Annotated in this window: 22 protein-coding genes; 17 read left to right on the top strand and 5 right to left on the bottom strand. The window is 69.2% G+C overall.

Features of this window, described 5'->3' with window-relative positions; translation table 11 throughout:
• The first annotated feature begins 25 nt into the window (after positions 1-25).
• The 3 genes from FHX50_RS05375 (at position 26) to FHX50_RS05365 (ending at position 2,596) form a co-directional block, all read left to right on the top strand.
• On the top strand, positions 26-1,087 hold the full coding sequence (locus tag FHX50_RS05375; protein WP_183375113.1) for a PPK2 family polyphosphate kinase: 1,062 nt from the start codon (positions 26-28) through the stop codon (positions 1,085-1,087).
• Positions 1,088-1,163: 76 nt separating this feature from the next.
• On the top strand, positions 1,164-1,688 hold the full coding sequence (gene tpx / locus FHX50_RS05370; protein WP_183375111.1) for a thiol peroxidase: 525 nt from the start codon (positions 1,164-1,166) through the stop codon (positions 1,686-1,688).
• Between the two features lie 104 nt (positions 1,689-1,792).
• A complete protein-coding gene (locus tag FHX50_RS05365) occupies positions 1,793-2,596 on the top strand; it encodes a sulfite exporter TauE/SafE family protein (RefSeq protein WP_183375109.1) in 804 nt (267 codons plus the stop codon).
• 78 nt (positions 2,597-2,674) lie between these two features.
• Here the strand turns inward: FHX50_RS05365 and FHX50_RS05360 are convergent, their stop codons facing one another.
• The 3 genes from FHX50_RS05360 to pgi all read right to left on the bottom strand — a co-directional run bounded on the left by FHX50_RS05360 (position 2,675) and on the right by pgi (position 7,708).
• Entirely contained in the window at positions 2,675-4,897 is a 2,223-nt protein-coding gene (locus FHX50_RS05360) for an NADP-dependent isocitrate dehydrogenase (RefSeq protein ID WP_183375107.1), read from the bottom strand.
• A gap of 77 nt (positions 4,898-4,974) precedes the next feature.
• The gene (locus FHX50_RS05355; RefSeq protein ID WP_183375105.1) at positions 4,975-6,009 is read right to left on the bottom strand and encodes an ATP-dependent 6-phosphofructokinase; all 1,035 of its coding nucleotides are present in this window, start codon (positions 6,007-6,009) and stop codon (positions 4,975-4,977) included.
• Positions 6,010-6,019: 10 nt separating this feature from the next.
• On the bottom strand, positions 6,020-7,708 hold the full coding sequence (gene pgi, locus FHX50_RS05350) for a glucose-6-phosphate isomerase (RefSeq protein ID WP_183375103.1): 1,689 nt from the start codon (positions 7,706-7,708) through the stop codon (positions 6,020-6,022).
• A 191-nt stretch (positions 7,709-7,899) separates the two neighbouring features.
• On the opposite strand from pgi, the gene FHX50_RS05345 reads away from it, so the two are divergent.
• From FHX50_RS05345 to FHX50_RS05305, 9 genes are all read left to right on the top strand, one after another.
• A complete protein-coding gene (locus FHX50_RS05345; RefSeq protein ID WP_183375101.1) occupies positions 7,900-8,832 on the top strand; it encodes an ABC transporter permease subunit in 933 nt (310 codons plus the stop codon).
• Positions 8,819-9,808 carry an ABC transporter permease gene (locus FHX50_RS05340; RefSeq protein ID WP_183375099.1) on the top strand — a complete coding sequence of 330 codons (990 nt, stop codon included), beginning with the start codon at positions 8,819-8,821 and terminating at the stop codon, positions 9,806-9,808. The genes FHX50_RS05345 and FHX50_RS05340 overlap by 14 nt, the downstream gene beginning before the upstream one ends.
• Positions 9,805-11,625, top strand: a complete 1,821-nt coding sequence (locus FHX50_RS05335) for a dipeptide ABC transporter ATP-binding protein (protein ID WP_246370668.1) — start codon at positions 9,805-9,807, stop codon at positions 11,623-11,625. Before FHX50_RS05340 ends, FHX50_RS05335 begins: the two co-directional genes overlap by 4 nt.
• Before the next feature lie 126 nt (positions 11,626-11,751).
• Entirely contained in the window at positions 11,752-13,671 is a 1,920-nt protein-coding gene (typA, locus tag FHX50_RS05330) for a translational GTPase TypA (RefSeq protein WP_183375097.1), read from the top strand.
• Positions 13,668-14,129 (top strand): hypothetical protein, encoded by a 462-nt coding sequence (locus FHX50_RS05325; protein ID WP_183375095.1) that lies wholly within the window; start codon positions 13,668-13,670, stop codon positions 14,127-14,129. The genes typA and FHX50_RS05325 overlap by 4 nt, the downstream gene beginning before the upstream one ends.
• A gap of 123 nt (positions 14,130-14,252) precedes the next feature.
• Positions 14,253-14,579: a ferredoxin gene (fdxA, locus tag FHX50_RS05320; RefSeq protein WP_183375093.1), complete on the top strand. Its 327-nt coding sequence runs from the start codon at positions 14,253-14,255 to the stop codon at positions 14,577-14,579.
• Positions 14,580-14,586: 7 nt separating this feature from the next.
• The gene (dapC, locus tag FHX50_RS05315; RefSeq protein ID WP_183375091.1) at positions 14,587-15,768 is read left to right on the top strand and encodes a succinyldiaminopimelate transaminase; all 1,182 of its coding nucleotides are present in this window, start codon (positions 14,587-14,589) and stop codon (positions 15,766-15,768) included.
• A gap of 51 nt (positions 15,769-15,819) precedes the next feature.
• Positions 15,820-17,187, top strand: coding sequence for a citrate synthase (locus tag FHX50_RS05310; RefSeq protein WP_183375089.1), 1,368 nt, complete (start codon positions 15,820-15,822; stop codon positions 17,185-17,187).
• A complete protein-coding gene (locus FHX50_RS05305) occupies positions 17,184-18,455 on the top strand; it encodes an MFS transporter (protein ID WP_183375086.1) in 1,272 nt (423 codons plus the stop codon). Before FHX50_RS05310 ends, FHX50_RS05305 begins: the two co-directional genes overlap by 4 nt.
• On the opposite strand, the gene dapD is transcribed toward FHX50_RS05305, so the two are convergent.
• Positions 18,430-19,404 carry a 2,3,4,5-tetrahydropyridine-2,6-dicarboxylate N-succinyltransferase gene (gene dapD, locus FHX50_RS05300; protein WP_183375085.1) on the bottom strand — a complete coding sequence of 325 codons (975 nt, stop codon included), beginning with the start codon at positions 19,402-19,404 and terminating at the stop codon, positions 18,430-18,432. The two genes, FHX50_RS05305 and dapD, sit on opposite strands and share 26 nt — an antisense overlap.
• Before the next feature lie 37 nt (positions 19,405-19,441).
• Between dapD and dapE the strand changes: the two genes are divergently transcribed.
• Genes dapE through FHX50_RS05275 form a run of 4 tightly spaced genes read left to right on the top strand, consistent with a single transcriptional unit; the run spans position 19,442 to position 23,726 of the window.
• Positions 19,442-22,510, top strand: coding sequence for a succinyl-diaminopimelate desuccinylase (gene dapE / locus FHX50_RS12350; RefSeq protein WP_343064046.1), 3,069 nt, complete (start codon positions 19,442-19,444; stop codon positions 22,508-22,510).
• Between the two features lie 23 nt (positions 22,511-22,533).
• Positions 22,534-23,298 carry an LOG family protein gene (locus FHX50_RS05285; protein ID WP_183375084.1) on the top strand — a complete coding sequence of 255 codons (765 nt, stop codon included), beginning with the start codon at positions 22,534-22,536 and terminating at the stop codon, positions 23,296-23,298.
• Positions 23,299-23,309: 11 nt separating this feature from the next.
• Positions 23,310-23,516, top strand: coding sequence for a hypothetical protein (locus FHX50_RS05280; protein WP_183375083.1), 207 nt, complete (start codon positions 23,310-23,312; stop codon positions 23,514-23,516).
• Positions 23,517-23,555: 39 nt separating this feature from the next.
• The gene (locus FHX50_RS05275) at positions 23,556-23,726 is read left to right on the top strand and encodes a DUF3117 domain-containing protein (RefSeq protein ID WP_183375082.1); all 171 of its coding nucleotides are present in this window, start codon (positions 23,556-23,558) and stop codon (positions 23,724-23,726) included.
• Between the two features lie 96 nt (positions 23,727-23,822).
• Here the strand turns inward: FHX50_RS05275 and FHX50_RS05270 are convergent, their stop codons facing one another.
• A complete protein-coding gene (locus FHX50_RS05270) occupies positions 23,823-24,473 on the bottom strand; it encodes an O-methyltransferase (protein WP_183375081.1) in 651 nt (216 codons plus the stop codon).
• A 150-nt stretch (positions 24,474-24,623) separates the two neighbouring features.
• Here FHX50_RS05270 and FHX50_RS05265 point away from each other — a divergent pair, with 150 nt between their 5' ends.
• A complete protein-coding gene (locus FHX50_RS05265) occupies positions 24,624-25,055 on the top strand; it encodes a twin-arginine translocase TatA/TatE family subunit (protein WP_183375080.1) in 432 nt (143 codons plus the stop codon).

The following is a 25,055-nucleotide window of genomic DNA, read 5'->3' as shown; positions in this document are numbered from 1 at the left end:
AGCCACAACCAGTACGCTGTGCCCCATGTCACCATCGAAGAAGAAGGCCGAGAAGAAGGCCGCGAAGAAGTCCGCCACCCGTGTCGAGGAGCTGAAGAAGCTCGACAAGAAGGCTGCGAAGAAGGCCGCAAAGAAAGCCGAGAAGAAGAAGGCCGAGCAGAAGAAGGTCGAGAAGAAGGCGGAGAAGCTCACCGCTGCCGGCTTCTGCGTCCAGCCGTCCCAGCGCGCGAAGGTCAGCGTCCGCGACATCGACCCGCGCTCCACGCCCGGCTTCGACGGTGACAAGGCCGCCGGTCAGGAGCTCCTCGCCCTGCAGTCCGAGCGCCTGTCCGAACTGCAGGAGCGGCTATGGGCCGCCCACTCCGGTCGCGTTCCGGGGCGCCGCGCCGGTCGCAGCGTGCTCCTGGTGGTCCAGGGCATGGACACCTCCGGCAAGGGCGGCATCATGCGCCACGTCGTGGGGGCGGTCGACCCGCAGGGCGTGGACATCACCGCGTTCAAGGCGCCCACCGAGGAGGAGAAGTCCCACCACTTCCTGTGGCGCGTCCGCCCGCACCAGCCGGAGCCCGGCATGATCGGCGTGTTCGACCGCTCCCACTATGAGGACGTGCTCATCCACCGCGTCCACGGCTGGGCCGATGACGAGGAGATCGCGAAGCGGTACCGCTCCATCAAGACCTTCGAGAAGGAGATGGCCGACGACGGCGTCATCGTCCTCAAGGTCATGCTCCACATCTCGAAGGACAAGCAGTGGGAGCGCCTCTTCGAACGCCTGCAGCGGGAGGACAAGCACTGGAAGTTCGCCGTCTCCGACCTCACCGAGCGCAAGCGCTGGGACGACTATATGGACGCCTACGACGCCGCCATCGCCGCCACCAGCACCCGCACCGCCCCCTGGCACATCATCCCCGCGGACCGCAAGTGGTACGCCCGTCTCGCGGTGCAGAACCTGCTGATCCAGGCGCTGGAGGACATCGACCCGCAGTGGCCGAAGGCCCGGTTCGATGTGGAGAAGGCGAAGCAGCGCATGCTGGACGAGCCCGGCCACCCGCTCGTGGACGATGCCACCGGCGCCACCGAGAAGTGACACGTCAGGGCTTTGTCAGCTTCATGGCTGACAGTGGCACCGGCACAGCAACCACCAGCACTCCAGGAGGATGACCATGGCACAGATCAGTCTGCGCGGCGAGCAGGTCGAGACCGTCGGCGACCTGCCGAAGGTGGGCGAAAAGCTCCCCGACTTCACTCTCGTCGGCACCGACCTCAGCGAGATCACCAAGAACGACTTCGCCGGCAAGCGACTCGTTCTGAACATCTTCCCGTCGATCGACACGGGCGTCTGCCAGGCCAGCGTCCGCGAGTTCAATAAGAAGGCCGACGGCGAGGGCGACGTGGTGGTCCTTGCAGTCTCCAAGGATCTGCCGTTCGCCTTCGACCGCTTCTGCGGGGCCGAAGGCATCGACTCGGTCGTCTCAGCGTCCGCATTCCGCTCCGACTTCGGTGAGGACTACGGCGTCACCATGACGTCCGGCGGTCTGAAGGGTCTGCTGTCCCGCTCCGTCGTCGTCGCCGACGAGGACGCCACGATCCTGTACACCGAGCAGGTGCCGGAGATCGGCCAGGAGCCCGACTACGACGCCGCCTGGAGCGCCCTCACCGGCGAGACCCCCGGCAGCGCCGGCCTCTGACACCGACGCCCACCCGCACCGGACCCGGTGATGCGGCCCGGCGGATGCGATCTCACTGATCGACCGCCGGGCCGTTCCCTGTCTCCGCGGCTTATGGTGAAGCGATGGATCCGCTCTCCCTCGTGCTCCTGGCCGTCGCCGCAGTCGTCGCCGGTGCCATCAACGCCGCCGTCGGCTCCGGGTCCCTCCTCACCCTCCCCGTCCTGCTGGCGATGGAGGTCCCGCCCGGCGCCGCCGTGCGCACCAACACCATCGGCATGGTGTTCTCCACCATCGGCGCCGTCGCCGGCTACCGCCGCGAGATCCGCGAGGATCTGCCGCACCTGAAGCCGCTGATGGTCACCACCACGATCGCGGCGCTCGCCGGTGCCGGTCTGCTGCTCGTCACCGGCTCCGACGTCCTCGATTGGGTGGTGCCGGTCCTCATCGTGGTGGCGCTGGTGCTCGTGGTCTGCCAGCCGCTGATCGCCCGGCGCGTGCGCGCCCGCTCCGCTTCCGGTGGGGGAGGGGAGGCCGACAGGGACGAGCTCGCCGCCCGCCGCCTCCGCAGCCCGGGACTGATCGCCGCGATGAGCGGCGCCAGCCTGTACGGGGGGTTCTTCACGGCCGCGCAGGGCGTCCTGTACCTGGCGTTCCTCGGGTCGTTCACGGGGAGACAGATGCGGTCGGTCAACGGCATCAAGAACCTGCTGTCCCTGATCGTGAACGTGTGCGCGGCCCTGGTGTACCTCGTCGCGTTCGTGGTGTTCGACGCCCCCGTCGTGTGGCTCGGGGTGCTCGTCGTCGGGGTCGGTTCCCTGATCGGCTCCTCCTTCGGGGCGCACCTGGCGAAGCGCATCCCCGAATGGCTGATGCGCGGCGTCATCATCGTGGTCGCGCTCGTCGCCCTGGCTCGTCAGGTCATGTGAGAAAGCGCAGGCGCCGCCGTCCCGGCCCATCGGCCAGTGCGGCGGCGCCTGGTTCTGCTCACGGCGCTGGTTGCGTGATCAGCGGGTGCGCAGAGCGTCGATGATGGTGTTCAGCGTGGTGGACGGGCGCATCACGGCGGAGACGGCGTCCTGGTCCGGGAAGTAGTAGCCCTTGATGTCCACGGCCGAGTCCTGCACGCTGTTCAGCTCGTTGAGGATCATCTCCTCGCCGGCGCGCAGCTTCTCGGCGATCGGCTGGAACAGGGCCGCGACCTCCGCATCGTCCTGCCGGCCGAGCTCCTCGGCCCAGAACATCGCCAGGTAGAAGTGGGAGGCGCGGTTGTCGTCCTCCCCGGTGGTGCGACTCGGGCTGCGGCCCTCGTTCAGCAGGGTCTCCGTGGCGCGGTCCAGGGCGTCCGCGAGGATGCGCGCACGCTCATTGTCCGTGGTGCGGGCGAGGTGCCGCAGCGCCTCCGCGAGGGCGAGGAACTCACCGAGGGAGTCCCACCGCAGGTGGTTCTCCTCCACCAGCTGCTGCACATGCTTCGGGGCGGAGCCGCCGGCCCCGGTCTCGAACAGGCCGCCGCCGTTCATCAGCGGCACCACGCTCAGCATCTTCGCGCTGGTGCCGAGCTCCATGATCGGGAACAGGTCCGTCAGATAGTCGCGAAGCACGTTGCCGGTCACGGAAATGGTGTCCTCGCCGCGGCGCACCCGATCCAGCGTGTGCTGGGTGGCGGAGACCGGGTCGAGGATGCGGATGTCGAGGCCGTCGGTGTCCTCCTCGGCGAGGTAGGCGGTCACCTTTTCGATGAGGGCGCGGTCGTGCGCGCGGGAGTCGTCCAGCCAGAACACGGCGGGCATGCCGGACTCGCGGGAGCGGCGCACGGCGAGCTGCACCCAGTCGCGGATCGGGGCGTCCTTCGTCTGGCAGGAGCGGAAGACGTCTCCGGTCCTCACCTCCTGGCGGAGCAGGACGTCCCCGGCGGCGGTGCGGATCTCGACGGCGCCGTCGGAGGCGATCTCGAAGGTCTTGTCGTGGCTGCCGTACTCCTCCGCCTTCTGCGCCATCAGGCCGACGTTCGGGACGGTGCCCATGGTGGCGGGGTCGAACGCGCCGTGCGTCCGGCAGTCCTCCACGGTGGCCTGGTAGACGCCGGCGTAGGAGGAGTCCGGCAGGACCGCGAGGGTGTCCTTCTCGGTGCCGTCCGGGCCCCACATGGTGCCGCCGGCGCGGATCATCGCCGGCATGGACGCGTCCACGATGACATCGGAGGGGACGTGCAGGTTCGTGATGCCCTTGTCGGAGTCGACCATCGCGAGCTCGGGGCCCTCCTCGAGGCCCTGCTGGACGAGGTCGCAGACGCGCTGAGCGGTGGCGTCATCGAGCTGGTCGAGGCCGCCGAGGATGCCGCCGAGGCCGTTGTTGGCGGACAGGCCCGCCTTCTGCAGCGCGTCCCCGCACTCCTCGAACAGGGCGGGGAAGAAGGCGCGCACCGTGTGGCCGAACAGGATCGGGTCGCTGACCTTCATCATCGTGGCCTTCAGGTGCAGGGAGAACAGCACGCCCCGCTTCTTCGCCTCAGCGATCTGTTCGGTGAGGAACTGATCGAGCGCGGCGGCGTCCATGACGGTGGAGTCGATGATCTCGCCCACCAGCACCGGCAGGCTCTCCTTCAGCACGGTTTCGGTGCCGTCGGCGGCGACGTGCACGATGGTGAGGGTGTCGTCCTTCTCCAGGACGTGGGAGGTCTCGTTGGAGCGGAAGTCGCTGCCGTCCATGGTGGCGACGCTGGTGCGGGACTCGGCCGACCACTCGCCCATCGAATGCGGGTGGGCCTTCGCGAAGTTCTTCACCGCCTGCGGCGCGCGGCGGTCCGAGTTGCCCTCGCGCAGCACCGGGTTGACGGCGGAGCCCTTGACGGCGTCGTAGCGGGCGCGGGCGTCCTTCTCCTCGTCCGTGGTAGGGGAGGAGGGGTAGTCCGGGAGGTCGTACCCGTCGGCCTGCAGCTCCCGGATGGCGGCGGTGAGCTGCGGGACGGAGGCCGAGATGTTCGGCAGCTTGATGATGATGGCCGACGGGTCCTTCACCAGCTGGCCGAGCTCACCGAGGGCGTCATGCACCTTCTGGTCCTCGGGGAGGACATCGGCGAAAGCGGCGAGGATGCGGGAGGCGAGGGAGATGTCGCGGGTCTGCACCTCCACCCCGGCCTGGTCGGTGAAGCCGTCGATGATCGGCAGGAGCGATGCGGTGGCGAGCATCGGGGCTTCGTCTGTACGGGTGTAGATGATGCGGGACATCGCAACTCCTGGTTCTGGCAGGTCCCTGCCAACTCGGAAATGTCTTGAGGTCAAGATATCAGGTTCGTTCGGTGCGGTCAGCCGAAGAGCCGCCGCACCTCATCCCACCGTTCCCGCGGCACCGTCTTCACCGAATCGATCGCGTCGCTGAGCGGAACGTCCACCACGGACGTCCCCCGCAGCGACACCATCCGGCCGAACGCTCCCGCGTGCACCAGCTGCACCGCGGCCATGCCGAAGCGGGTCGCCAGGATGCGGTCGTATGCGGTGGGCGCACCGCCGCGCTGAATGTGGCCGAGCACCGTGGCTCGGGATTCGATCCCGGTGCGCTCCTCGATGATCGGCGCGAGCTTCTGCGCCACCCCGCCCAGGACGGGCCGCCCGAACTCGTCCAGTTCGTAGTCGCTGAACGACTCGGACGCGTCCGACGGTGTGAACCCCTCCGCCACCACCACCAGAGGGGAGCGGCGCGGCTGGCGCCGCATCCGGGCGGTGACGAAGTCGCAGATCTCCTGGATCGACAGCGGGAACTCCGGGATGCAGATGACGTGCGCGCCGCTCGCCATCCCGGAGTGCAGCGCGATCCAGCCGGCGGATCGGCCCATCACCTCCGCCACCATGCAGCGGTGGTGGGAGTCGCCCGTGGTGCGCAGTCGGTCGAGGCTCTCCGTTGCGATCTCCACCGCCGTGTTGAACCCGAACGTGTAGTCCGTGGCATCGAGGTCGTTGTCGACGGTCTTCGGCACCCCGACGATCGGGATTCCCCGCTGCGCCAACCGGTGGGCCGTGAACAGGGTGCCGTCGCCGCCGATGGCGATGAGGGCGTCGACCTCGGTCTCCTCCATGGACCGGGCGACTGCAGCGGCTCCGTCGGCCCCGCCGTGGAACGGGTTCCAGCGGGACGTGCCGAGGATCGTGCCGCCGGTGCGGCCGATGCCGCGGACCTTTCGGCGCGGAAGCGGGATCACCTCCCCGCTTTCCACGCCGCGCCAGCCGTCCACGAAGCCCACGAACTCCGATTCGTACACGGTGTCGCCGGTGAGGACCGCTCCGCGGATCACTGCGTTGAGGCCGGGGCAGTCGCCGCCGGAGGTGAGGATGCCGATCTTCATGGCGCCCCAGTCAGCGGCGGGAGCCGCGGTAGAACTCGATCAGAGCGCGCGTGGACTGGTCCTCGGCCTCCATTGCCGCCTGGTCACCGCTGACCGCCGGCGCGAGGTCCTTCGCGAGCTGCTTGCCGAGCTCCACGCCCCACTGGTCGAAGCTGTTGATGCCCCACACCGCGCCCTGCACGAACGTGATGTGCTCGTACAGCGCGATCAGCTGACCGAGCGTGCTCGGCGTCAGCTTCGGCGCCATGATCGAGGTGGTGGGACGGTCACCGGAGAACATCCGCGCCGGCACCAGCGCCCCTTCGGTGCCGCCCGCCTCGACCTCCTCAGCGGTCCTGCCGAATGCGAGTGCCTTGGTCTGGGCGAAGAAGTTCGCGAGGAACAGTTCGTGGACGTCCGTCTCGCCGTCCTTCAGCGGGTGGTTCGGCTCGGCGAAGGCGATGAAGTCGGCGGGGATGATCCGGGTGCCCTGGTGGATCAGCTGGTAGAACGCGTGCTGGCCGTTGGTGCCGGGCTCGCCCCAGAAGATCTCGCCGGTCTCGCAGGTGACGGCGGTGCCGTCCCAGCGCACGGACTTGCCGTTGGACTCCATGGTGAGCTGCTGCAGGTAGGCGGGGAAGCGGTGCAGAAGCTGCGAGTACGGCAGCACCGCGTGGGTCTCCGCCTCGAGGAAGTTGACGTTCCAGATGTTCAGCATGCCCATCAGCAGGGGCACGTTCTCTTCGGGGGCGGCGGTGAGGAAGTGCTCGTCCATGGTGTGGAAGCCGGCGAGCAGCTCGGCGAACACCTCGGGGCCGAGTGCGATGGCCAGCGAGGTTCCGATCGCGGAGTCCACCGAGTAGCGCCCGCCCACCCAGTCCCAGAAGCCGAAGGCGTTCTTCGGGTCGATGCCGAACTCCTCGACCTTGTCCAGGGCGGTGGAGACCGCGGCGAAGTGCTTCGCGACCGCATCGTCCCGCCGGTCCTCGCCGACGCCCTTCGCCGCGAGGCCGTCCAACAGCCAGGTCCGCACCAGGCGGGCGTTGGTGATGGTCTCCAGCGTGGTGAAGGTCTTGGAGGCGACGATGACGAGGGTGGTCTCCGGATCGAGGTCCTCGGTGGTCTGGGCGACGTCCGTCGGGTCGATGTTGGAGATGAAGCGGGCGCTGATGCCGGCGTCGGCGAGGGGGCGCAGCGCTTCGTACACCATGACGGGGCCGAGGTCGGAGCCGCCGATGCCGATGTTCACCACTGTCTCGATCCGCTTGCCGGTGACGCCGGTCCATTCGCCGGAGCGGACTGCGCGCGCGAACTCGGCGATCCGATCCAGCGTTGAATGGACGTCCTCGTCGATGTTCTGGCCGTCGACCTCGAGGGCGGGGGAGGCGCCGGCGGGGCGGCGCAGCGCGGTGTGGAGGACAGCGCGGTCCTCGGTGGTGTTGATGTGCTCGCCGCGGACCATGGCGTCGCGACGCTGCAGCACGCCGGTCTCCTCGGCGAGGCGGAGCAGGAGGCCGACGGTCTCATCCGTGACCAGGTTCTTGGAGAGATCGACGAACAGATCGCCGGCGCTGTGGGAGTGCTTCCGGGTGCGCTCGGGATCGGACTCGAACCATTCGCGCAGGGAGCCGTAGAGCTCGGCGTCGTGCTGCTCGAGCGCGCGCCAGGCATCGGTGGTGGTGGGGTCCACAGGGGAGGCAGGAGCGGTGTTCTCAGTCATGGCGCCATTGTCGCCTCCGGATCCGGATGCCTCCTGGAGGATACTGAGGCGACGCCGGCCCGGGGAGATCGGTGGTCTGACCAGGCGGATTGGTCAAAGGGGCGACGTGTCCGGCATCATATGGCAGTTGCTCAAAGCGGAGACCCTGCCGCGGGCGACTGTCCCTGTTCCCCAAGAGAAGGCCCATCCCTGTGCTCTGGTATATCGGGCGGCGACTGCTGCAGATCATTCCGGTGTTCCTGGGTGCCACTCTGCTCATCTACCTGATGATGTTCTCCACCGGCTCGGACCCGATCCAGGCGATCGCGGGCGAGAAGGCACTGCCGCCGTCGGTGGAGGCGCAGCTGCGCGCCCAGTACAACCTCGACAAGCCCATCCTCGTCCAATGGTTCCTCTACATCGTGGGAGTCATCCAGGGCGACTTCGGCCTCAACCTCTCCGGACGTCCCATCATCGACGACATCCGACGCGCGTTCCCGGTCACCGCGAAGCTCGCGATCATGGCTGTCATCATCGAAGCGATCTTCGGCATCGTCGCCGGTGTCATCGCCGGCCTGAAGAAGGGCACGTGGATCGACACCACCTTCCTGATGCTCTCGCTTCTGGTCATCGCAGTCCCGACCTTCGTCATCGGCTTCGTGGCGCAGGTGATCCTCGGCGTCCAGCTGAAGCTGGTGCCGGTGAACGTCGGCAACGACCCGTCGTTCATGAACCTGCTGCTGCCGGCGACCGTGCTCGGTGCGGTGTCGTTCGCGTACGTGCTGCGCCTGACCCGCACCAGCGTCGCCGAGAACGTGCCGGCCGACCACGTCCGCACGGCGAAGGCGAAGGGCCTGTCCTCCGGCGCCCTGGTGTCCAAGCACATCCTGCGCAACTCCCTGATCCCCGTGGTCACCTTCATCGGTGCCGACCTCGGCGCCCTCATGGGCGGCGCGATCGTCACCGAGGGCATCTTCAACATCAACGGAGTCGGCTCGCTGCTGTTCCGCGCCCTGCAGCGCAGCGACAGCCCGACCACCGTCAGCGTCGTCACGCTCATGGTGATCATCTTCCTGATCTCCAACCTGATCGTCGACGTGCTGTACGCCGTTCTCGACCCGAGGATCCGCTATGCCAAGAAGTGACCAGAGCCAGTCCATGTCCCCCGAGCGCCGCACCGCCGCCCCCCACCCGGGTCAGGAGCACTACACCGCGCCGCTGTCGGAGACGCCGCTGAAGGACGTCGACGCGTTCGACGACACCAGCACCCCGCGCTCCATGTGGCGCCAGGCCGCGCACTCGCTGCTGCGCGACCCGGTGTTCATCGTCTCGGCGATCCTCATCGCCTTCATCCTGTTCGTGGTCGCGTTCCCCGGGGTGTTCACCTCGCAGGACCCGACGGCGGGCTCCCTCGCCAACGCCAACCAGGACCCGAGCGGCGAGCACCCCTTCGGCACCAGCCGTCAGGGCTACGACATCTTCTCCCGCGTCATCCACGGCACCCGCACCTCGGTGATCGTCGGCTTCTTCACCATGATCGGCTCCACCCTCATCGGCGCCGCGATCGGTGCTCTCGCCGGGTACGTCGGCGGCTGGGTCGATGAGATCGTCTCCCGCGTGGTCGACGTCTTCTTCGCCATCCCGCTGATCCTCGGTGCGATCGTCATCGGCGCCCGCTTCCAGGGCATCGACTCGATCTGGGTGGTGATCCTCGTGCTGTCCGTGTTCGGCTGGACGAACATCGCCCGCATCACCCGCGGCGCGGTCATCGGGGTGAAGAGCCAGGAGTTCGTCATGGCGTCCACAGCGCTGGGCGCCGGGAGGTTCTCCAACCTGATGCGGCACGTGCTGCCGAACGCGCTCGCGCCGATCATCGTGACCGCGACCGTGAACCTCGGCGTGTTCATCGTGGCGGAGGCGACCCTGTCGTTCCTCGGTGTGGGCCTGCCGCCCACCGTCGTGAGCTGGGGCGGTGACATCTCCACTGCGAGGACGTCCCTGACCACCCACCCGATGCAGCTGATGTACCCGTCGATCGGCCTGGCGGTGACGGTGCTGAGCTTCATCATGCTCGGCGACGCCGTCCGCGATGCCCTGGACCCGAAGGCGAAGAAGCGATGAGCCGCGAGGACGAGAAGCAGATGAGCACGACCACCACCACTGCACCGCTGCTGGAGATCTCCGATCTGGACATCACGTTCTCCACCTCCAGCGGTGACGTCAACGCCGTCCGCGGCGCATCCCTGACCGTGTACCCCGGCCAGACCGTCGCCATCGTCGGCGAGTCCGGCTCCGGCAAGTCCACCACCGCGATGTCGATCGCCCACCTTCTGCCGAAGAACGGCAGGATCACCGGCGGCACCGTCCGCTTCCAGGGAGAGGACATCACGCACCAGCGCGAACGCCAGATCATGGCGCTGCGCGGAAGCGAGATCGGACTGGTCCCACAGGACCCGATGTCGAACCTCAACCCGCTGTGGAAGGTCGGCTACCAGATCGACGAGGCGCTGCGCGCCAACGGCGTGAAGGGCTCCAAGCAGGAGATCCGTCAGCGCACCGTGCAGCTGCTGGAGGAAGCTGGCCTGCCCGATGCGGAGCGCCGGGCTCGGCAGTACCCGCACGAGTTCTCCGGCGGTATGCGCCAGCGTGCCCTCATCGCGATGGGCCTGGCGGCGCGTCCGTCGCTGCTCATCGCCGATGAGCCGACCTCCGCGCTGGACGTGACCGTGCAGCAGCAGATCCTCGACCACCTCGACACCCTCACCGGTGACCTCGGAGTGGCGGTGCTGCTGATCACCCACGACCTCGGTCTCGCCGCCGAGCGCGCCCAGCACCTCGTGGTGATGTACAAGGGCCAGATCGTGGAGTCCGGCCCGGCGCTGGAGATCCTGCAGAAGCCGCAGCACCCGTACACCAAGCGACTGATCGCGGCGGCACCGTCCCTGGCCTCGCGCCGGCTCTCCTCCATCCACCAGCGCGAGGAGGTCGCCGAGCAGGCGCAGGAGCACGCAGCGGAGGACACGGACGGCAGCCCCGCGGTCAGCGAGAACATCATCGAGGTGCGCAACCTCTCCAAGGTGTTCCAGCTGCGCGGCGCCTCGCCGTTCAGCACGACTCCGTTCACCGCGGTGGACGACGTCTCCTTCGACCTGAAGCGCGGCACCACCACCGCCATCGTGGGCGAGTCCGGGTCGGGCAAGTCCACCGTGGCGCAGATGGTGCTGAAGCTGCTCGAGCCCACCTCCGGTGAGATCCGATTCGACGGTCGGGACATCGCATCCATCAAGTCGGCCAAGGACATCCTGGGCCTGCGCCGCCGCATGCAGCCGATCTTCCAGAACCCCTACGGGACTCTGGACCCGATGTACTCGATCTTCACCACGATCGAGGAGCCGCTGCGCATCCACGGCATCGGATCGAAGAAGAGCCGCGATCAGAAGGTGCGCGAGCTGCTGGACCATGTCCGCCTGCCCGCCGCCATGCTGCGTCGCTACCCGAACGAGCTGTCCGGCGGTCAGCGGCAGCGCATCGCGATCGCTCGTGCTCTGGCGCTGGACCCGGAGGTCGTGGTCTGCGATGAGGCCGTGTCCGCTCTGGACGTGCTCGTGCAGGCGCAGGTCCTCGAGCTGCTCAACGACCTGCAGGCGGAGCTCGGCCTGTCCTACATCTTCATCACGCATGACCTCGCGGTGGTGCGCCAGATCGCGGACGCGACCCTGGTGATGGAGAAGGGCCGCGTGGTCGAGCAGGGCACCACGGACGAGGTGTTCCACAGCCCGCAGCAGGAGTACACGCAGCGTCTGCTCGGCGCCATCCCCGGCGGCTCGATCCCGCTGGCCGGCTCCGAGACGATCAGCGAGGACGGCTCCCAGGAGGCGGCCCCCGTCGGCCGGCCGACGGGTTCCCACCGCGCCCCCGCCCACCGCGCTGACGGCTGACGCCCCGGCGGGGGAGGACAGTCGCCTCTTTCACACGCCCCGCCTCTGATGACGAGAAGCGCGCCGCGATAGACTTCCACGCGGCGCGCTTCTCGCGCCCTCGCACACGCCACAGTTAGGCCCTTCATGACTCAGACTCTGCGCACTGATCTCCGCAACGTCGCGATCGTCGCCCATGTCGACCACGGCAAGACCACCATGGTGGACGCCATGCTCACCCAGGGCGGTGCGTTCGGCGACCACGAGAAGCACGACGAGCGTGCGATGGACTCCGGAGACCTCGAGCGCGAGAAGGGCATCACCATCCTCGCGAAGAACACCGCGATCCGGTACACCGGCCCCACCGCGGCCGCCGTCGGCGAGCCCGATGGGATCACCATCAACGTGATCGACACTCCGGGGCACGCCGACTTCGGCGGCGAGGTGGAGCGCGCCCTGTCCATGGTGGACGGCGTGGTGCTGCTGGTGGACTCCTCCGAGGGCCCGCTGCCGCAGACCCGCTTCGTGCTGCGCAAGGCGCTCGCCGCGAAGCTGCCGGTGATCCTCGTGGTCAACAAGGTGGACCGGCCCGACGCCCGCATCGACCACGTCGTGGGCGAAGCGACCGACCTCCTGCTCGGCCTCGCTTCCGACCTCGCCGATGAGGTCCCCGACCTCGACCTCGACGCCGTCCTCGACGTGCCCGTCGTGTACGCCTCCGGCAAGTCCGGCCGCGCCTCCCTCAACCAGCCCGCCGACGGCGAACTGCCGGATGAGGAGACGGTGGAGCCGCTGTTCAAGACCATCATCGAGACGATCCCGGCGCCGTCCTACGACACCGACATGCCGCTGCAGGCGCACGTCACGAACCTGGACGCCTCCCCCTTCCTCGGCCGTCTCGCGCTGCTGCGCATCTTCAACGGTGAGCTCACCAAGGGCCAGCAGGTCGCCTGGGCCACCCAGCACGGCGAGATGAAGACCGTGAAGATCACCGAACTGCTGGAGACCAAGGGCCTCAAGCGCGAGCCGATGACCCGCCCCGCCCGCCCCGGGGACATCGTCGCCGTCGCCGGCATCCCGGAGATCATGATCGGTGAGACCCTCACCGACATCAACGACCCGAAGCCGCTGCCGATGATCGAGGTGGACGACCCGTCGATCTCCATGACCATCGGCATCAACACCTCCCCGCTGGCCGGGAAGAACGCGAAGGGCCACAAGCTGACCGCCCGCCAGGTGAAGGACCGCCTGGACCAGGAGCTGATCGGCAACGTGTCCCTGCGGGTGCTGCCGACCGAGCGCCCCGACGCCTGGGAAGTGCAGGGCCGCGGCGAGCTGGCGCTGGCGATCCTGGTGGAGCAGATGCGCCGTGAGGGCTTCGAGCTGACCGTCGGCAAGCCGCAGGTGCTGACCCGCGAGATCGACGGAGTCACCTGCGAACCGGTGGAGCGCCTCACCATCGACGCGCCCGAGGAGTACCTCGGCACCATCACGCAGCTGCTCGCCAGCCGCAAGGGCCGCATGGAGACGATGAACAACCACGGCTCCGGTTGGGTCCGCATGGAGTTCGTGGTGCCCGCCCGCGGTCTCATCGGCTTCCGCACCCGGTTCCTCACCGAGACCCGCGGCACCGGCATCGCCGCCTCCATCAGCGACGGCTTCGCTCCGTGGATGGGCCCCATCGAGTTCCGCTCCACCGGCTCCCTGGTCGCGGACCGTGCCGGCACGGTCACCCCGTACGCCATGATCAACCTGCAGGAGCGCGGCTCGTTCTTCGTGGAGCCCACCTCCGAGGTGTACATGGGGCAGGTCGTGGGGGAGAACTCCCGCAACGAGGACATGGACGTCAACATCACGAAGGAGAAGAAGCTGACGAACATGCGCGCCGCATCGTCGGACAGCTTCGAGAACCTGGTGCCGCCGCGCAAGCTGACCCTGGAGGAGTCCCTCGAATTCGCCAGCGAGGACGAGTGCGTGGAGGTCACCCCGGAGATCGTCCGCATCCGCAAGGTGAACCTGGATCCGACCGAGCGCGCCCGCGCCCGCTCGCGCGCCAAGAACTCGTGACCGCGCAGCCGCCGAGCGCGCCCCGTCGACCACTGGAGCGCATCGCCCAGTTCGCCACCGGGGCCGTGCTCGGCGTGCTCTCCGCCTTCGTGCTGATCGGGATGCACCGCGTCAGCGCCGAGATCGGCGGCGTCACGGTGCCCTGGGGACTCGCGTTCGGCGCCCTGTTCCAGGTCGTCGCATGCGTTCTGGTGGTCGCCTGGTTCGATGCCAAGCTCCCGCTGATCATCCTGGCGGCGGTGTTCGCGCTGCTGGCGCTCATGTTCTCCGGGCCGAGCCCCGGCGGCGGCATCCTCATGCCCGCTGAGGTCAACGGCGAGGCGCAGTACTCCGGGTGGCTGATCCAGCTGATCGGCGTGCTGATCCCGCTGATCGCCGCTGCGGGCCTGTGGGCCGTGCAGATCGCGGCGCTGCGCCGCGCCCACGAGCATTCCGCCCGGCCCACGACCGCCGACTGACGGTCGCACATCACACCGGCGCGGCGCCTCCGGCGCTGGAAAAGGACCGTTTCGGTGGGACAATGGTCCGAGGGCCCCGCCTGATGCGAGCCCTCGACCGCCGCTGTTTCGAGAGGATCAACCATGACCTACGTCATCGCCCAGCCGTGTGTGGACCTCAAGGACCGCGCCTGCGTTGACGAATGCCCCGTCGACTGCATCTACGAGGGCAACCGGATGCTGTACATCCAGCCCGACGAGTGCGTGGACTGCGGTGCCTGCGAACCGGTCTGCCCGGTCGAGGCCATCTACTACGAGGACGACGTCCCCGACGAGTGGGCCGCCTACTACGACGCCAACGTCGAGTTCTTCGACGAGATCGGCGCCCCCGGCGGTGCCGCGAAGATGGGCGTGATCGATGCCGATCACCCGCTGATCGAGGCCCTGCCGCCGCAGAGCACCGAGGGCTGATCCGCCCATGACTGTGCGCCGCCCTCTCGCCAGCCGCCTGCCGGACTTCCCGTGGGACTCCCTGGAGGCGGCGAAGGCCCGGGCCGCCGCCCACAGCGACGGCATCGTCAACCTGTCGGTCGGCACCCCCGTGGATGCGACCCCGTCGGGCATCCAGGAGGCGCTCGCCGCCGCTGCGGACTCCCACGGCTACCCGCAGACCATCGGCACTCCCGCGCTGCAGGACGCCCTGGTCGCGTTCGCCCGCGAGCACCGCGGCGCGCCAGCGGGCCTCGGGGCCGACGGAGTCCTGCCCACCATCGGCTCCAAGGAGCTGGTGGCGCACCTGCCGTTCCAGCTCGGCCTCGGAGCCGAGCACGCCGTGGCATTCCCGCACATCGCCTACCCGACCTATGACATGGGGGCGCGCTTCGTCGGTGCGCAGCCGCTGCCGGTGGACATCGCGCACCTCGCCGCCACCGGCGAGGCCCGTTCCGGGGCCGACGGATCCGCACCGCTGACCGAGGAGCAGATCTCCTCGATCGCTCTGCTGTGGCTGAACTCTCCGTCCAACCCGACCGGTGAGGTCCTCGACGTCCAGCAGCTGCGCTCCCTCGTTGAGTGGGCGCGCGAGCGCGGCATCATCATCGCCAGCGATGAGTGCTACGCCCTGCTGCCGTGGACGGTGGACGAGGTGCCCAGCGTGCTGGATCCCCGCGTCAACGGCGGCGACCTGACCGGTCTTCTGTGCACCTATTCGCTGTCGAAGCAGTCGAACCTCGCCGGGTACCGCGCCGCGTTCATCGCCGGTGACCCGGCACTGATCGCGGAGATCACCGCGATCCGCAAGCAGGCCGGAATGATGATGCCCGGTCCGATCCAGGATGCGATGGTGACCGCCCTGGCTGACCTGGACTCCGTCGGCCGGCAGCACGCGGTCTACCGCGCACGCCGCGACGTGCTCAAGCCCGCCATCGAAGCGGCCGGCGGTGAGGTGAGCGGCTCCCAGGCCGGGTTGTACCTGTGGACGTCCTTCGGGATGAGCGGTGACGACGCCGTGGAGCGCCTCGCGGACTTGGGGATTCTGTGCGCGCCCGGTAGATTCTATGGTGAGGCAGGCAACAGCTTCGTTCGCATTGCCCTCACCGAATCGGACGAGCGGATCCGTGCCGCGGCTGACCGACTCAGCACGTCACAGCTGCGACCGTAGAGCGCCATCCGGTGCGGGGGCCGATCACGTTCACATAGGGGAGATACGGAAATGGCAGAGACGACCTCGGCACAGCTTCAGTACAACGGGGGCTCGATGGAGCTGCCGGTCGTCGAGGCGGTGGAGGGCAACCCCGGCATCGGCATCGGCCCGCTGCGCACCGAGACCGGTGCCGTCACCTATGACCCCGGTTTCATGAACACCGCGAACACGAAGTCCGCGATCACCTTCATCGACGGCGACGAGGGCATCCTGCGCTACCGCGGCATCCCCATCGAGCAGCTCGCCGAGCACTCCACCTACCTGGAGACCGCCTACCTGCTCATCACCGGCGACCTGCCCACCAAGAGCCAGCTGGAGAACTTCGAGGTCTCCATCCAGGAGCGCACCCTGCTCGATGAGTCGTTCAAGCGCGTGTTCGAGGCGTTCCCGCGCGACGCCCACCCGATGGCGGTGCTGCAGGCCGGCGTGTCCGCCCTGTCCACGTTCTACCAGGACTCCCTCGACCCGTTCGACACCGAAGCGGTCCGCATCTCCACCGCCCGTCTCATCGCGAAGATGCCGACCATGGCCGCCTATGCGCACCGCGTGGCGCACGGCCAGCCGCTGATGTACCCGGACAACAACCGCAGCCTGATCCAGAACTTCCTGCGCCTGATGTTCGCGTTCCCAGTGGAGGACTACCTCGCCGACCCGCTGATCGAACGCGCCATGGAGCAGCTGCTGATCCTGCACGCCGACCACGAGCAGAACTGCTCCACGTCCGCTGTGCGGCTCGTCGGCTCCGCCCAGGCGAACCTCTTCACCTCCATCTCCGCCGGTGTGGGCGCACTGTCCGGCCCCGCCCACGGCGGCGCGAACGCCGCCGTGATGAAGATGCTCGATGAGATGCGCGAGAACGACATCTCCCCGCGCGCCTTCATGGAGAAGGTGAAGAACAAGGAGGACGGCATCCGCCTCATGGGCTTCGGGCACCGGGTCTACAAGAACTACGACCCGCGCGCCCGCATCGTGAAGGGCCTCGCCGACGAGGTCCTCGAGCGCCTCGGCGTGGACGACGAGCGCCTCGACCTCGCGATGAAGCTCGAGGAGATCGCCCTCAACGACGACTACTTCGTGGAGCGCAAGCTCTACCCGAACGTCGACTTCTACACCGGCATCATCTACCGCGCCATCGGCTTCCCCACCGAGATGTTCACCGTGCTGTTCGCGCTGGGCCGCCTGCCCGGCTGGATCGCCCAGTGGCGCGAAATGGTCGCCGACCCGGAGACGAAGATCGGCCGTCCCCGCCAGATCTACACCGGTGAGACCAAGCGCGACTACCGCCAGCTGTCGGAGCGGACCGGCACCTCGGAGCTGCGCCTGGCGGAGCTGCACGAAGAGCTGAAGAAGCACGAGGCCGCGAACCCGTCCGAGTGACACCCACCCACAGCGTCCGCCCCGCGGGGCGGGGCGCCGGTGACGGGCCGCGCCGCGAAAGGCTCCCCCAGGAGATCCTCGTCCTCGTCGGTGCGGCCTTCGTCATCGCCATCGGCTTCGGGCTCGTCTCGCCCGTGCTTCCGGCCTACGCCCGCACCTTCGACGTCGGCGTCGCCGGCGCCTCCGTCATCGTGTCCGCCTTCGCGGCGTTCCGGCTGCTGTTCGCACCCGCCGGCGGCGCCCTCGCCGCCCGGCTCGGGGAGAGACGGATCTACCTCACCGGCCTGACCGTGGTGGCGCTGTCCTCACTCGCCACGGCGTTCGCCGGCAGCTACGTGCAGCTGCTGGTGTTCCGCGGCCTCGGCGGCATCGGCTCCACCATGTTCACCGTGTCCGCGATGTCGCTGCTGGTGCGGCTCGCCCCACCGAGAATGCGCGGCCGGGTCAGCTCAGCGTACGGATCCGCGTTCCTCATCGGCGGCATGGTGGGCCCGGTCCTCGGCGGCATGCTCGCCTCCTACGGTCTGCGCACCCCGTTCGTGGTGTACGCCGCCGCGCTCGCCGCCGCCGTGGCCGTGGTGGCCGTCGGCATCCGCCCGGAGGCGCTGCGGCCGAAGCCCGGTCAGCCCGCCCGGGCGGTGATGACCCCGAAGGAAGCGGTCGCGCACCCCACCTACCGCGCCGCACTGATCTCCGGCCTCGCCAACGGGTGGACGAACTTCGGCGTGCGGGTGGCGGTGGTGCCGCAGCTGGCGTTCTCACTGCGCGGAGACGCCTGGGCCGCGGGCGCGGCCCTCGCCGTCTCCGCAGTCGGCACCGCGGCGGCGCTGCAGGGCGCTGGCCGGGTGGTGGACCGACACGGCCGCAGGCCCGTCGTCATCACGGGCCTGGCGGTGATGGGCGCGGGGATGGCGGCGCTCGCCCTCACCGAACAGCTGGGGATCTGGTTCCTGCTCGCCTGCTGCCTGGTCTCCGGCATGGGGGCGGGGCTGGTGAATCCCGGTCAGCAGGCCGCAGTGGCGGACGTCGTCGGCTCGGACAGGTCCGGCAGCCGGGTCCTCGCCGTCTTCCAGATGGCGCAGGACCTCGGTGCCGTCGTGGGGCCGGTGCTGATCGGCCTGGTCGCCGATGCCGCCGGTTGGGGCTGGGCGTTCGCCCTCACCGGCGGCCTGTGCGGCCTCGCCCTCATCCCGTGGCTGAGCGCCCCGGAGACCCTCGACCTGTCAGCGACCGGTCACGCGGTCAGTTCGCGTGGAGGTCAGCGTTGAGCTGCAGCGCCTTCCGCTGATCCGCGACCGCTTCGACGGCGCCGGTGACGGAGTTGCGGCGGAACAGCAGACCGCTGCGGCCGGACAGGTCCCGGGCCTTGACCACGGTGTCGCCCGCCCCGTCGTCCCCCTTCAGGGTCACCTTCGTGCCGGCCGTGATGTACAGGCCCGCCTCCACGGTGCAGTCGTCGCCGAGGGCGATGCCGATGCCGGCCTCCGCACCGATCAGGCAGCGCTCACCAACGGCGACGCGCTGGCTGCCGCCGCCGGACAGGGTGCCCATGGTGGAGGAGCCGCCGCCGAGGTCGGAGTCGTTGCCGATCACCACGCCCTGCGAGATGCGGCCCTCGATCATGGCGGTGCCGAGGGTGCCGGCGTTGAAGTTGACGAAGCCCTCGTGCATGACGGTGGTGCCGTCGGCGAGGTGGGCGCCGAGGCGGACCCGGTCGGCGTCGGCGATGCGGACACCCGTGGGGACCACGTAGTCGACCATGCGGGGGAACTTGTCGATGCCGAACACGACCGGTGGGCGGCCGTCAGCGCGCAGCCGGGCGCGGGTCAGTTCGAAGCCGTCGACGGCGCAGGGGCCCTGGTCGGTCCAGACGTTGTTCGGCAGCAGAGGGAAGATGCCGTCGAGGTTGATGGTGGTGGGCTGCACCAGGCGGTGCGAGAGCAGGTGCAGGCGCAGATAGGCGTCGGCCGTGGAGGCGGGGGCGGCGCCGGTGTCGATGGTCAGCTCCACGACCTCCTGGCTGGTGCCGCGGGCCTCGTCGGTGCGGGCGGCGGCCCGAAGGCTCGTACAGATCTCGTCGGCCTGCTCGGCGGGAGTCTCCGCAGCGAGGACGGGGGAGGGGAACCAGACGTCGAGGACGGTGCCGCTGCGCATCGTGGCCAGTCCGATGCCGTGGGCGGTGGTCGCGGTGCTGGGGGTGCTGTTTCGCGAAGTCATGCGTTGAGTGTAATCGCGGTTTCCTATGATGATTCGTATGACTTCCGCACCCCTCACCGCTTCGCCCGCAGCCGACCCCCGCGCCCCGGAGGGGACGCACACGAGCATCGCGATCATCGGTGCGGGACCGCGCGGAGTGGTGGCGCTGGAGCGCCTGGTCGCTGCGGTGCAGGAGCCCGGATTCCGGGGCAGCCTCACGGTCCACCTGATCGACCCGTACGTCCACTCGGGCGGGTCGGTATGGCGCAGCGACCAGACCGAGACGCTGCTGATGAACACCCGCACCTGCGACACCACAATGTACCCGGACGAGTCCACCGCGCCGCGGTTCCCCATCCCCGCGTCCGCGCAGACGTTCGCGCAGTTCTGCGAGGCCGACGGGTTCGAGATCGACGACTTCGCGCCGCGCCGCCAGCACGGGCGCTACATCACCGCGGTCCGCGAACAGGCGCTCGCGGACGCCGCAGCCCTGCCCGCCATCGAGATCCGCGAGTACGAGGGGAGTGTCCGCGACATCGAGCGCGGTGACGAGGACGAGCAGCTGCTGCGGATCGAACCGCGCGACCCGTCCGCGTCCCACATCGGCATCGCGGTGGACTCCGTCATCTTCGCGCTCGGGCACCTCCCCACGGAGGTCGGGATCCGGGCCCGCGCGTTCCAGGACTACGCCGCCGTGCACGACCTCGCGTTCGCCGCCCCCGCGAACCCCCTGGATGTGGACTATAAGCAGTTCCTCGGCCGGGAGAAGGTCGCGGTGCAGGGCATGGGCCTGAACTTCTACGACGCCCTCGGCATGATCGTGGAGGCCGCCGGCGGCCGCTTCGAAGCCGACGACACCGTCCCCCACGGCCTGCGCTACGTCCCCGGCGGCCGGGAGCCCGTGCTGGTGGTGGGGTCGCGCACCGGCATGGTGTACCGGCCGAAGCCGGACACGGGCCCGAACCTGCCGAAGCGGCACCGCCCCACCGTCCTCACCGACGAGGTGATCGACGAGCTGTCCGGCCGCGTCCACGGCATCGACTACGAGGACGACGTCCTGCCGCTGATCTTCCGCGAGCTCACCGACGCACTCGCCTCCCGCGGCTTCACCCCGCCGGAGTTCGACGACGTCGAAGCAGAACTGTTCCCGCTGGGCCGCCGCGCCGTCTCCGCGGAGGACGCCCACGCCCGCACCGTGGAGGTGCTGCGGGCCGCGACCGTGCGCTCCATGCGGGAGCCCGACGGGCGCTGGCTCGCCCTGTTCCGCGCCCTGACCGCGGTGAAGGACCAGGTCAACAAGCTCGCCGAGCGCGGCGCCTTCAGCACCGGCTCCTACCTCCGGGACATCCAGGGGTTCCTGCGCAATGCCCTCGCCTCGTGGACGTCCGGGCCGCCGGTGATCCGCGGCCAGCAGCTGCTGGCCCTCGTGGATGCGGGCCTGGTGGAGTTCACCGGCCCCGGCATGTACATCGGCAAGGACGTCCATTCCGGGCGGTTCCTCGTCCACGCCGGCGGCACGTCCGCGCACCTGTGCGACGGCCTGCTCATGGCGCACCTGCCGGCCGTGGACCTTGACGCCTACACCTCGCCCCTCATCCGCTCGATGGTGCGCCGGGGCGATGTGGTCAACGCCCGCCTGGCTACCCCGCAGCCCGACGATGCACCCGCCACCGGATCCATCGAAGTGGCCGAGCGCCTCTTCCCGGTCACCGCTGCCGGTGACGCGGTGGCGGACCGCTTCTTCCTCGGCGTGCCCGTGACGGCGGCGCAGCCGGGCAGCGCGATCACGGCGGCGCCCGGCACCGGCGCGCCCCTGCTGCGTCTCGCGGAGCAGGCGGTGGAGCGCCTGCTGGTCGCCGAGGGGCACATCGACGCACGCGAGGAGACGCTGTCCGCGTTCGCGACGCTGCGACCCGAACCCGAAGGCGTGCCGCTGGCCGACGGCGAAGAGCTCGACCTGCGCCCCACCGAGCCCGCCCCTGCCGTCGCCGACCCGGAGTCAGCACCTCCGGCCCGCGGCGTGAGGGGCCGGTTCCTCACCGTCGACGGCGACCTCACCTCCCTCACTCGTCAACTGATCGACATCGAATCCGTCTCCGGCAATGAGACCGCTCTCGCCGACGCCGTCGAGGACGTCCTGCAGCGCTGCGACCACCTCACGGTGGAGCGCGACGGCGACACCCTCTGCGCCCGCACCAGCCTCGGCCGACCCACCCGGGTGCTGCTCGCCGGACACCTGGACACCGTCCCCGTCGCGGGCAACCTCCCGGCGACCCTGCGGGTGCTCAACGGCGTGGAGGAGCTCGCCGGCCGCGGCGCCGCCGACATGAAGGCCGGGCTCGCGATGATGCTGCAGGCGGCGGTGCTGCTGCAGGACCCGTCGGCCGACATCACCCTGATCTGCTACGACCACGAAGAGGTCGCCAGCGAGCTCAACTCCCTCACCCGCATCGCCGCCACCCGCCCCGAATGGCTGCAGGCGGACTTCGCGATCCTCGGCGAACCCACCAACGGCGGCATCGAAGCGGGATGCAAGGGCACGCTGCGCGTCATCGCCCGGGCCACCGGCACCGCCGCGCACTCCGCGCGCGACTGGGTGGGCCACAACGCCGTCCACGACCTCGCGCCCGCCCTGCAGCGCCTCGCCGACTACGAGGCCCGCCGCGCCGTCATCGACGGCCTGGAGTACCGAGAAGCGCTCAACGCCGTGGGCATCGGCGGCGGCATCGCCACCAACGTCATCCCCGACTCCGCCCACCTCACCATCAACTACCGCTTCGCCCCCGACACCAGCCCGGAGCAGGCCGAAGAGCACGTCCGCGAAGTCCTCGCCGGCCTCGACCTCGACATCGATGTGGATGATGCCGCCGCCGGTGCCCTGCCCGGCCTCACCCACCCGATGGTGCGCTCCTTCACCGACGCCCTGCGCCGCACCAGCGGCGGCGACCCCGTCGTGGAGGCGAAGCAGGGGTGGACCGATGTCGCCCGCTTCACCCAGCTGGGGGTGCCGGCGATCAACTTCGCGCCCGGCGACCCGCTGCAGTGCCACACCGACGACGAGCACATCCGCACCGACCAGCTGGATCCCTGCTACCGGGCGCTCGAATCGTTCCTGACAGGCCGCTGAGCGGGACCGTTAGGCTGGGGGCCATGTCAGAGACCAAGCAGAACGGCGACTACCGCAAGGGCCCGGTGGTCCTGCGGGGGTCCCAGCGACCCGACCGCACCACCGACCAGAACCTCCTCGAAGAGACCGCACCCGGCAGCTGGGTGCACTCCGACCCGTGGCGCGTGCTGCGCATCCAATCGGAGTTCGTGGAGGGCTTCGGCGCCCTCGCCGAACTCGGCCCCGCCGTCTCCATCTTCGGCTCCGCCCGCATCCGGTCCGAGCATGAGGACTACACGAAGACCTACGAGATCGCGAAGCGCATCGGCGACCGCGGCCTCGCCGTCATCACCGGCGGCGGCCCGGGCGTGATGGAAGCCGGCAACAAGGGTGCTCGCGACTCCGGCGCCGTCAGCGTAGGCCTCGGCATCGAACTGCCCTACGAGCAGGGAATGAACCAGTACGTGGAGCTCGGCGTCAACTTCCGTTACTTCTTCGCCCGCAAAACGGTCTTCATCAAGTACTCCCACGCCTTCGTGGTGATGCCCGGCGGCTTCGGCACCTTCGATGAGCTGTTCGAGGCGCTCTGCCTCATCCAGACCCACAAGATCCAGAAGTTCCCCCTCATCCTTGTGGGCAGCGAGTACTGGTCGGGTCTGCTCGACTGGATCCGGGGGCCCGTGTGCGACTACGGCGCGATCTCCCCGGGCGACCTCGACCTCATCCACGTGTGCGACACGGTCGATGAGGTGGATGCGGCGCTGCAGGAGCACTGCGCCCAGTACCGCGACGGCCAGCGGAAGGCCTGAGGAGCGCCGCCATGGTGTGGGTGCTCATCGGCTGCGCCGTCCTCGCCGCGGTCCTCTTCGCCGCTCTCGCCCTGGGTGTTCTGCCCGACGGGATGCAGCGTCCCCGTCCCCACCACCAGGCGATGGTGGAGCGGGTGCGGGGCGGCCCGACGGGGCCCCACAGCGGCTCGGATCACACTGTGATGCCTGACAGGCAGGCACAGGAAGATGACGGATAATGGACGAGTCCGCAGATTCTGAGCATGAAGGGGGCCCACATGGCCGCTATGAAACCCCGCACCGGCGACGGTCCGATGGAAGTCACGGAAGAAGGGCGCAGCCTCGTCATGCGCATGCCGCTCGAAGGCGGCGGCCGTCTCGTCGTGGAGATCAACCAGGACGAGGCCACCGAACTGCGCGACGCCCTCAACGGCGTCATCAAGGCCTGAGCCTCACCTTCGACTTCCCGTGCGCTGACGCACGAACGGATCCCCCTGACCGCTGAGCCCGCGCACCGGGCTCGCCGCCAGGGGGATCCGTTGCGTTCAGCGGCGCACCGCGGTCAGCACACCGTCGCCGGAGGAGCTGAGCGAGGACAGGAACTGGTCATCGTCATGCACCGCCCGCAGCAGTGACCGGATCGCCTGCGTGGTCGCATCTCGCGCCACCGGGTCCGCCACCCGGTCATGGAACAGCACATTGGTCACCACCGTGACCCCACCGGAGCGCAGCACCCGCGCCGACTGCGCGAACAGTTGCGCGGCCTGCGGGTGGTCCGCGGAGAACACGACCATGTCATAGGCGCGGTCCGACAGCCGCGACACCACATCCAGGGCCTGGCCGGCGATGGTCCGCACCCGGTTCGTGCGGATCCCCGCCTCGTCGAACGCCGCCCGGGCGGCCCGCTGGTTCTCGCGCTCGTAGTCGATGGTGGTGAGGACCCCGTCGGCCGTCATCCCGGAGAGCAGGTACAGCGACCCCACGCCGCTGCCGGTGCCGATCTCCACCACCGACTGGGCGCGCACCATCGCCGCGGAGGTGCGCAGCTGGGCGGCGGCGCCCCGCAGCAGGGGAGCGACCCCCAGCTCGTTGCCGCGCTCGCGGGCACGGGCCAGCAGCCCGGGGACGGGGAACAGTTCGTCCTCGTCGATGAACTCTTCGCCAAAGGCCCACGATGCGATCTTTCCGGACGCCACGAGCGCACCGCCTTCCTGTCGGGATCGATATGTCCCCAGGGTAGTGCACCCGTGGGTCACGATCCGGCGCACGTGCCCGTCTGGTCAGCGAGCACGGTGATGTCCCTGGCATAATGGCGAGGACTCTTCTCGACGAATGGTGGGACAAGCGTGCAGATCTTCGGGCTGAACGGCTGGGAGCCGGTGGTTCTCATCCTGGTGTTCCTCGTGGTCATCGGGCCGCAGCGCCTCCCCGAGTACACCCAGAAGGCCGTGCAGGGCATCAGGAAGCTGCGCCGCTGGGCGGATGAGTCGAAGGCCAGTCTCGAGGACGAGATGGGCATCGCGGTCGACGACCTGAAGAAGTACGACCCCCGCCAGTACGACCCGCGCCGCATCGTCCGCGAAGCGTGGGACTCCACCGGCATCGAGGACGACTTCCGCTCCGTCGGGGACGCCGCGAAGCGCGCCACCACCCTGTCCGGCTCCACCGCGGTGGACGCCTCCGGGGCGGCCGCTGGGGCCGCTGCCGCCACCGCGAGTCGCGGCGCTGCGGAGGCGCCCGTCATCGAGGGCACCCCGTACGATCCCGAAGCGACCTGA

It is taken from the genome of Helcobacillus massiliensis, assembly GCF_014191425.1.
Taxonomy (GTDB): Bacteria; Actinomycetota; Actinomycetes; order Actinomycetales; family Dermabacteraceae; genus Helcobacillus; species Helcobacillus massiliensis.
This window is presented reverse-complemented; position numbering and strand designations above follow the sequence as displayed.

Excerpts from the sequence above, each read along its gene's own strand:
- FHX50_RS05340 (WP_183375099.1), top strand. The coding sequence starts at position 8,819 with ATGCCAAGAAGTGACCAGAGCCAGTCCATGTCCCCCGAGCGCCGCACC.
- pgi (WP_183375103.1), bottom strand. The coding sequence starts at position 7,708 with ATGACTGAGAACACCGCTCCTGCCTCCCCTGTGGACCCCACCACCACC.
- FHX50_RS05375 (WP_183375113.1), top strand. The coding sequence starts at position 26 with ATGTCACCATCGAAGAAGAAGGCCGAGAAGAAGGCCGCGAAGAAGTCC.
- typA (WP_183375097.1), top strand. The coding sequence starts at position 11,752 with ATGACTCAGACTCTGCGCACTGATCTCCGCAACGTCGCGATCGTCGCC.
- FHX50_RS05335 (WP_246370668.1), top strand. The coding sequence starts at position 9,805 with ATGAGCCGCGAGGACGAGAAGCAGATGAGCACGACCACCACCACTGCA.
- FHX50_RS05275 (WP_183375082.1), top strand. The coding sequence starts at position 23,556 with ATGGCCGCTATGAAACCCCGCACCGGCGACGGTCCGATGGAAGTCACG.
- tpx (WP_183375111.1), top strand. The coding sequence starts at position 1,164 with ATGGCACAGATCAGTCTGCGCGGCGAGCAGGTCGAGACCGTCGGCGAC.
- FHX50_RS05355 (WP_183375105.1), bottom strand. The coding sequence starts at position 6,009 with ATGAAGATCGGCATCCTCACCTCCGGCGGCGACTGCCCCGGCCTCAAC.
- FHX50_RS05365 (WP_183375109.1), top strand. The coding sequence starts at position 1,793 with ATGGATCCGCTCTCCCTCGTGCTCCTGGCCGTCGCCGCAGTCGTCGCC.
- FHX50_RS05360 (WP_183375107.1), bottom strand. The coding sequence starts at position 4,897 with ATGTCCCGCATCATCTACACCCGTACAGACGAAGCCCCGATGCTCGCC.
- FHX50_RS05280 (WP_183375083.1), top strand. The coding sequence starts at position 23,310 with ATGGTGTGGGTGCTCATCGGCTGCGCCGTCCTCGCCGCGGTCCTCTTC.
- dapD (WP_183375085.1), bottom strand. The coding sequence starts at position 19,404 with ATGACTTCGCGAAACAGCACCCCCAGCACCGCGACCACCGCCCACGGC.
- fdxA (WP_183375093.1), top strand. The coding sequence starts at position 14,253 with ATGACCTACGTCATCGCCCAGCCGTGTGTGGACCTCAAGGACCGCGCC.
- dapE (WP_343064046.1), top strand. The coding sequence starts at position 19,442 with ATGACTTCCGCACCCCTCACCGCTTCGCCCGCAGCCGACCCCCGCGCC.
- dapC (WP_183375091.1), top strand. The coding sequence starts at position 14,587 with ATGACTGTGCGCCGCCCTCTCGCCAGCCGCCTGCCGGACTTCCCGTGG.
- FHX50_RS05285 (WP_183375084.1), top strand. The coding sequence starts at position 22,534 with ATGTCAGAGACCAAGCAGAACGGCGACTACCGCAAGGGCCCGGTGGTC.
- FHX50_RS05310 (WP_183375089.1), top strand. The coding sequence starts at position 15,820 with ATGGCAGAGACGACCTCGGCACAGCTTCAGTACAACGGGGGCTCGATG.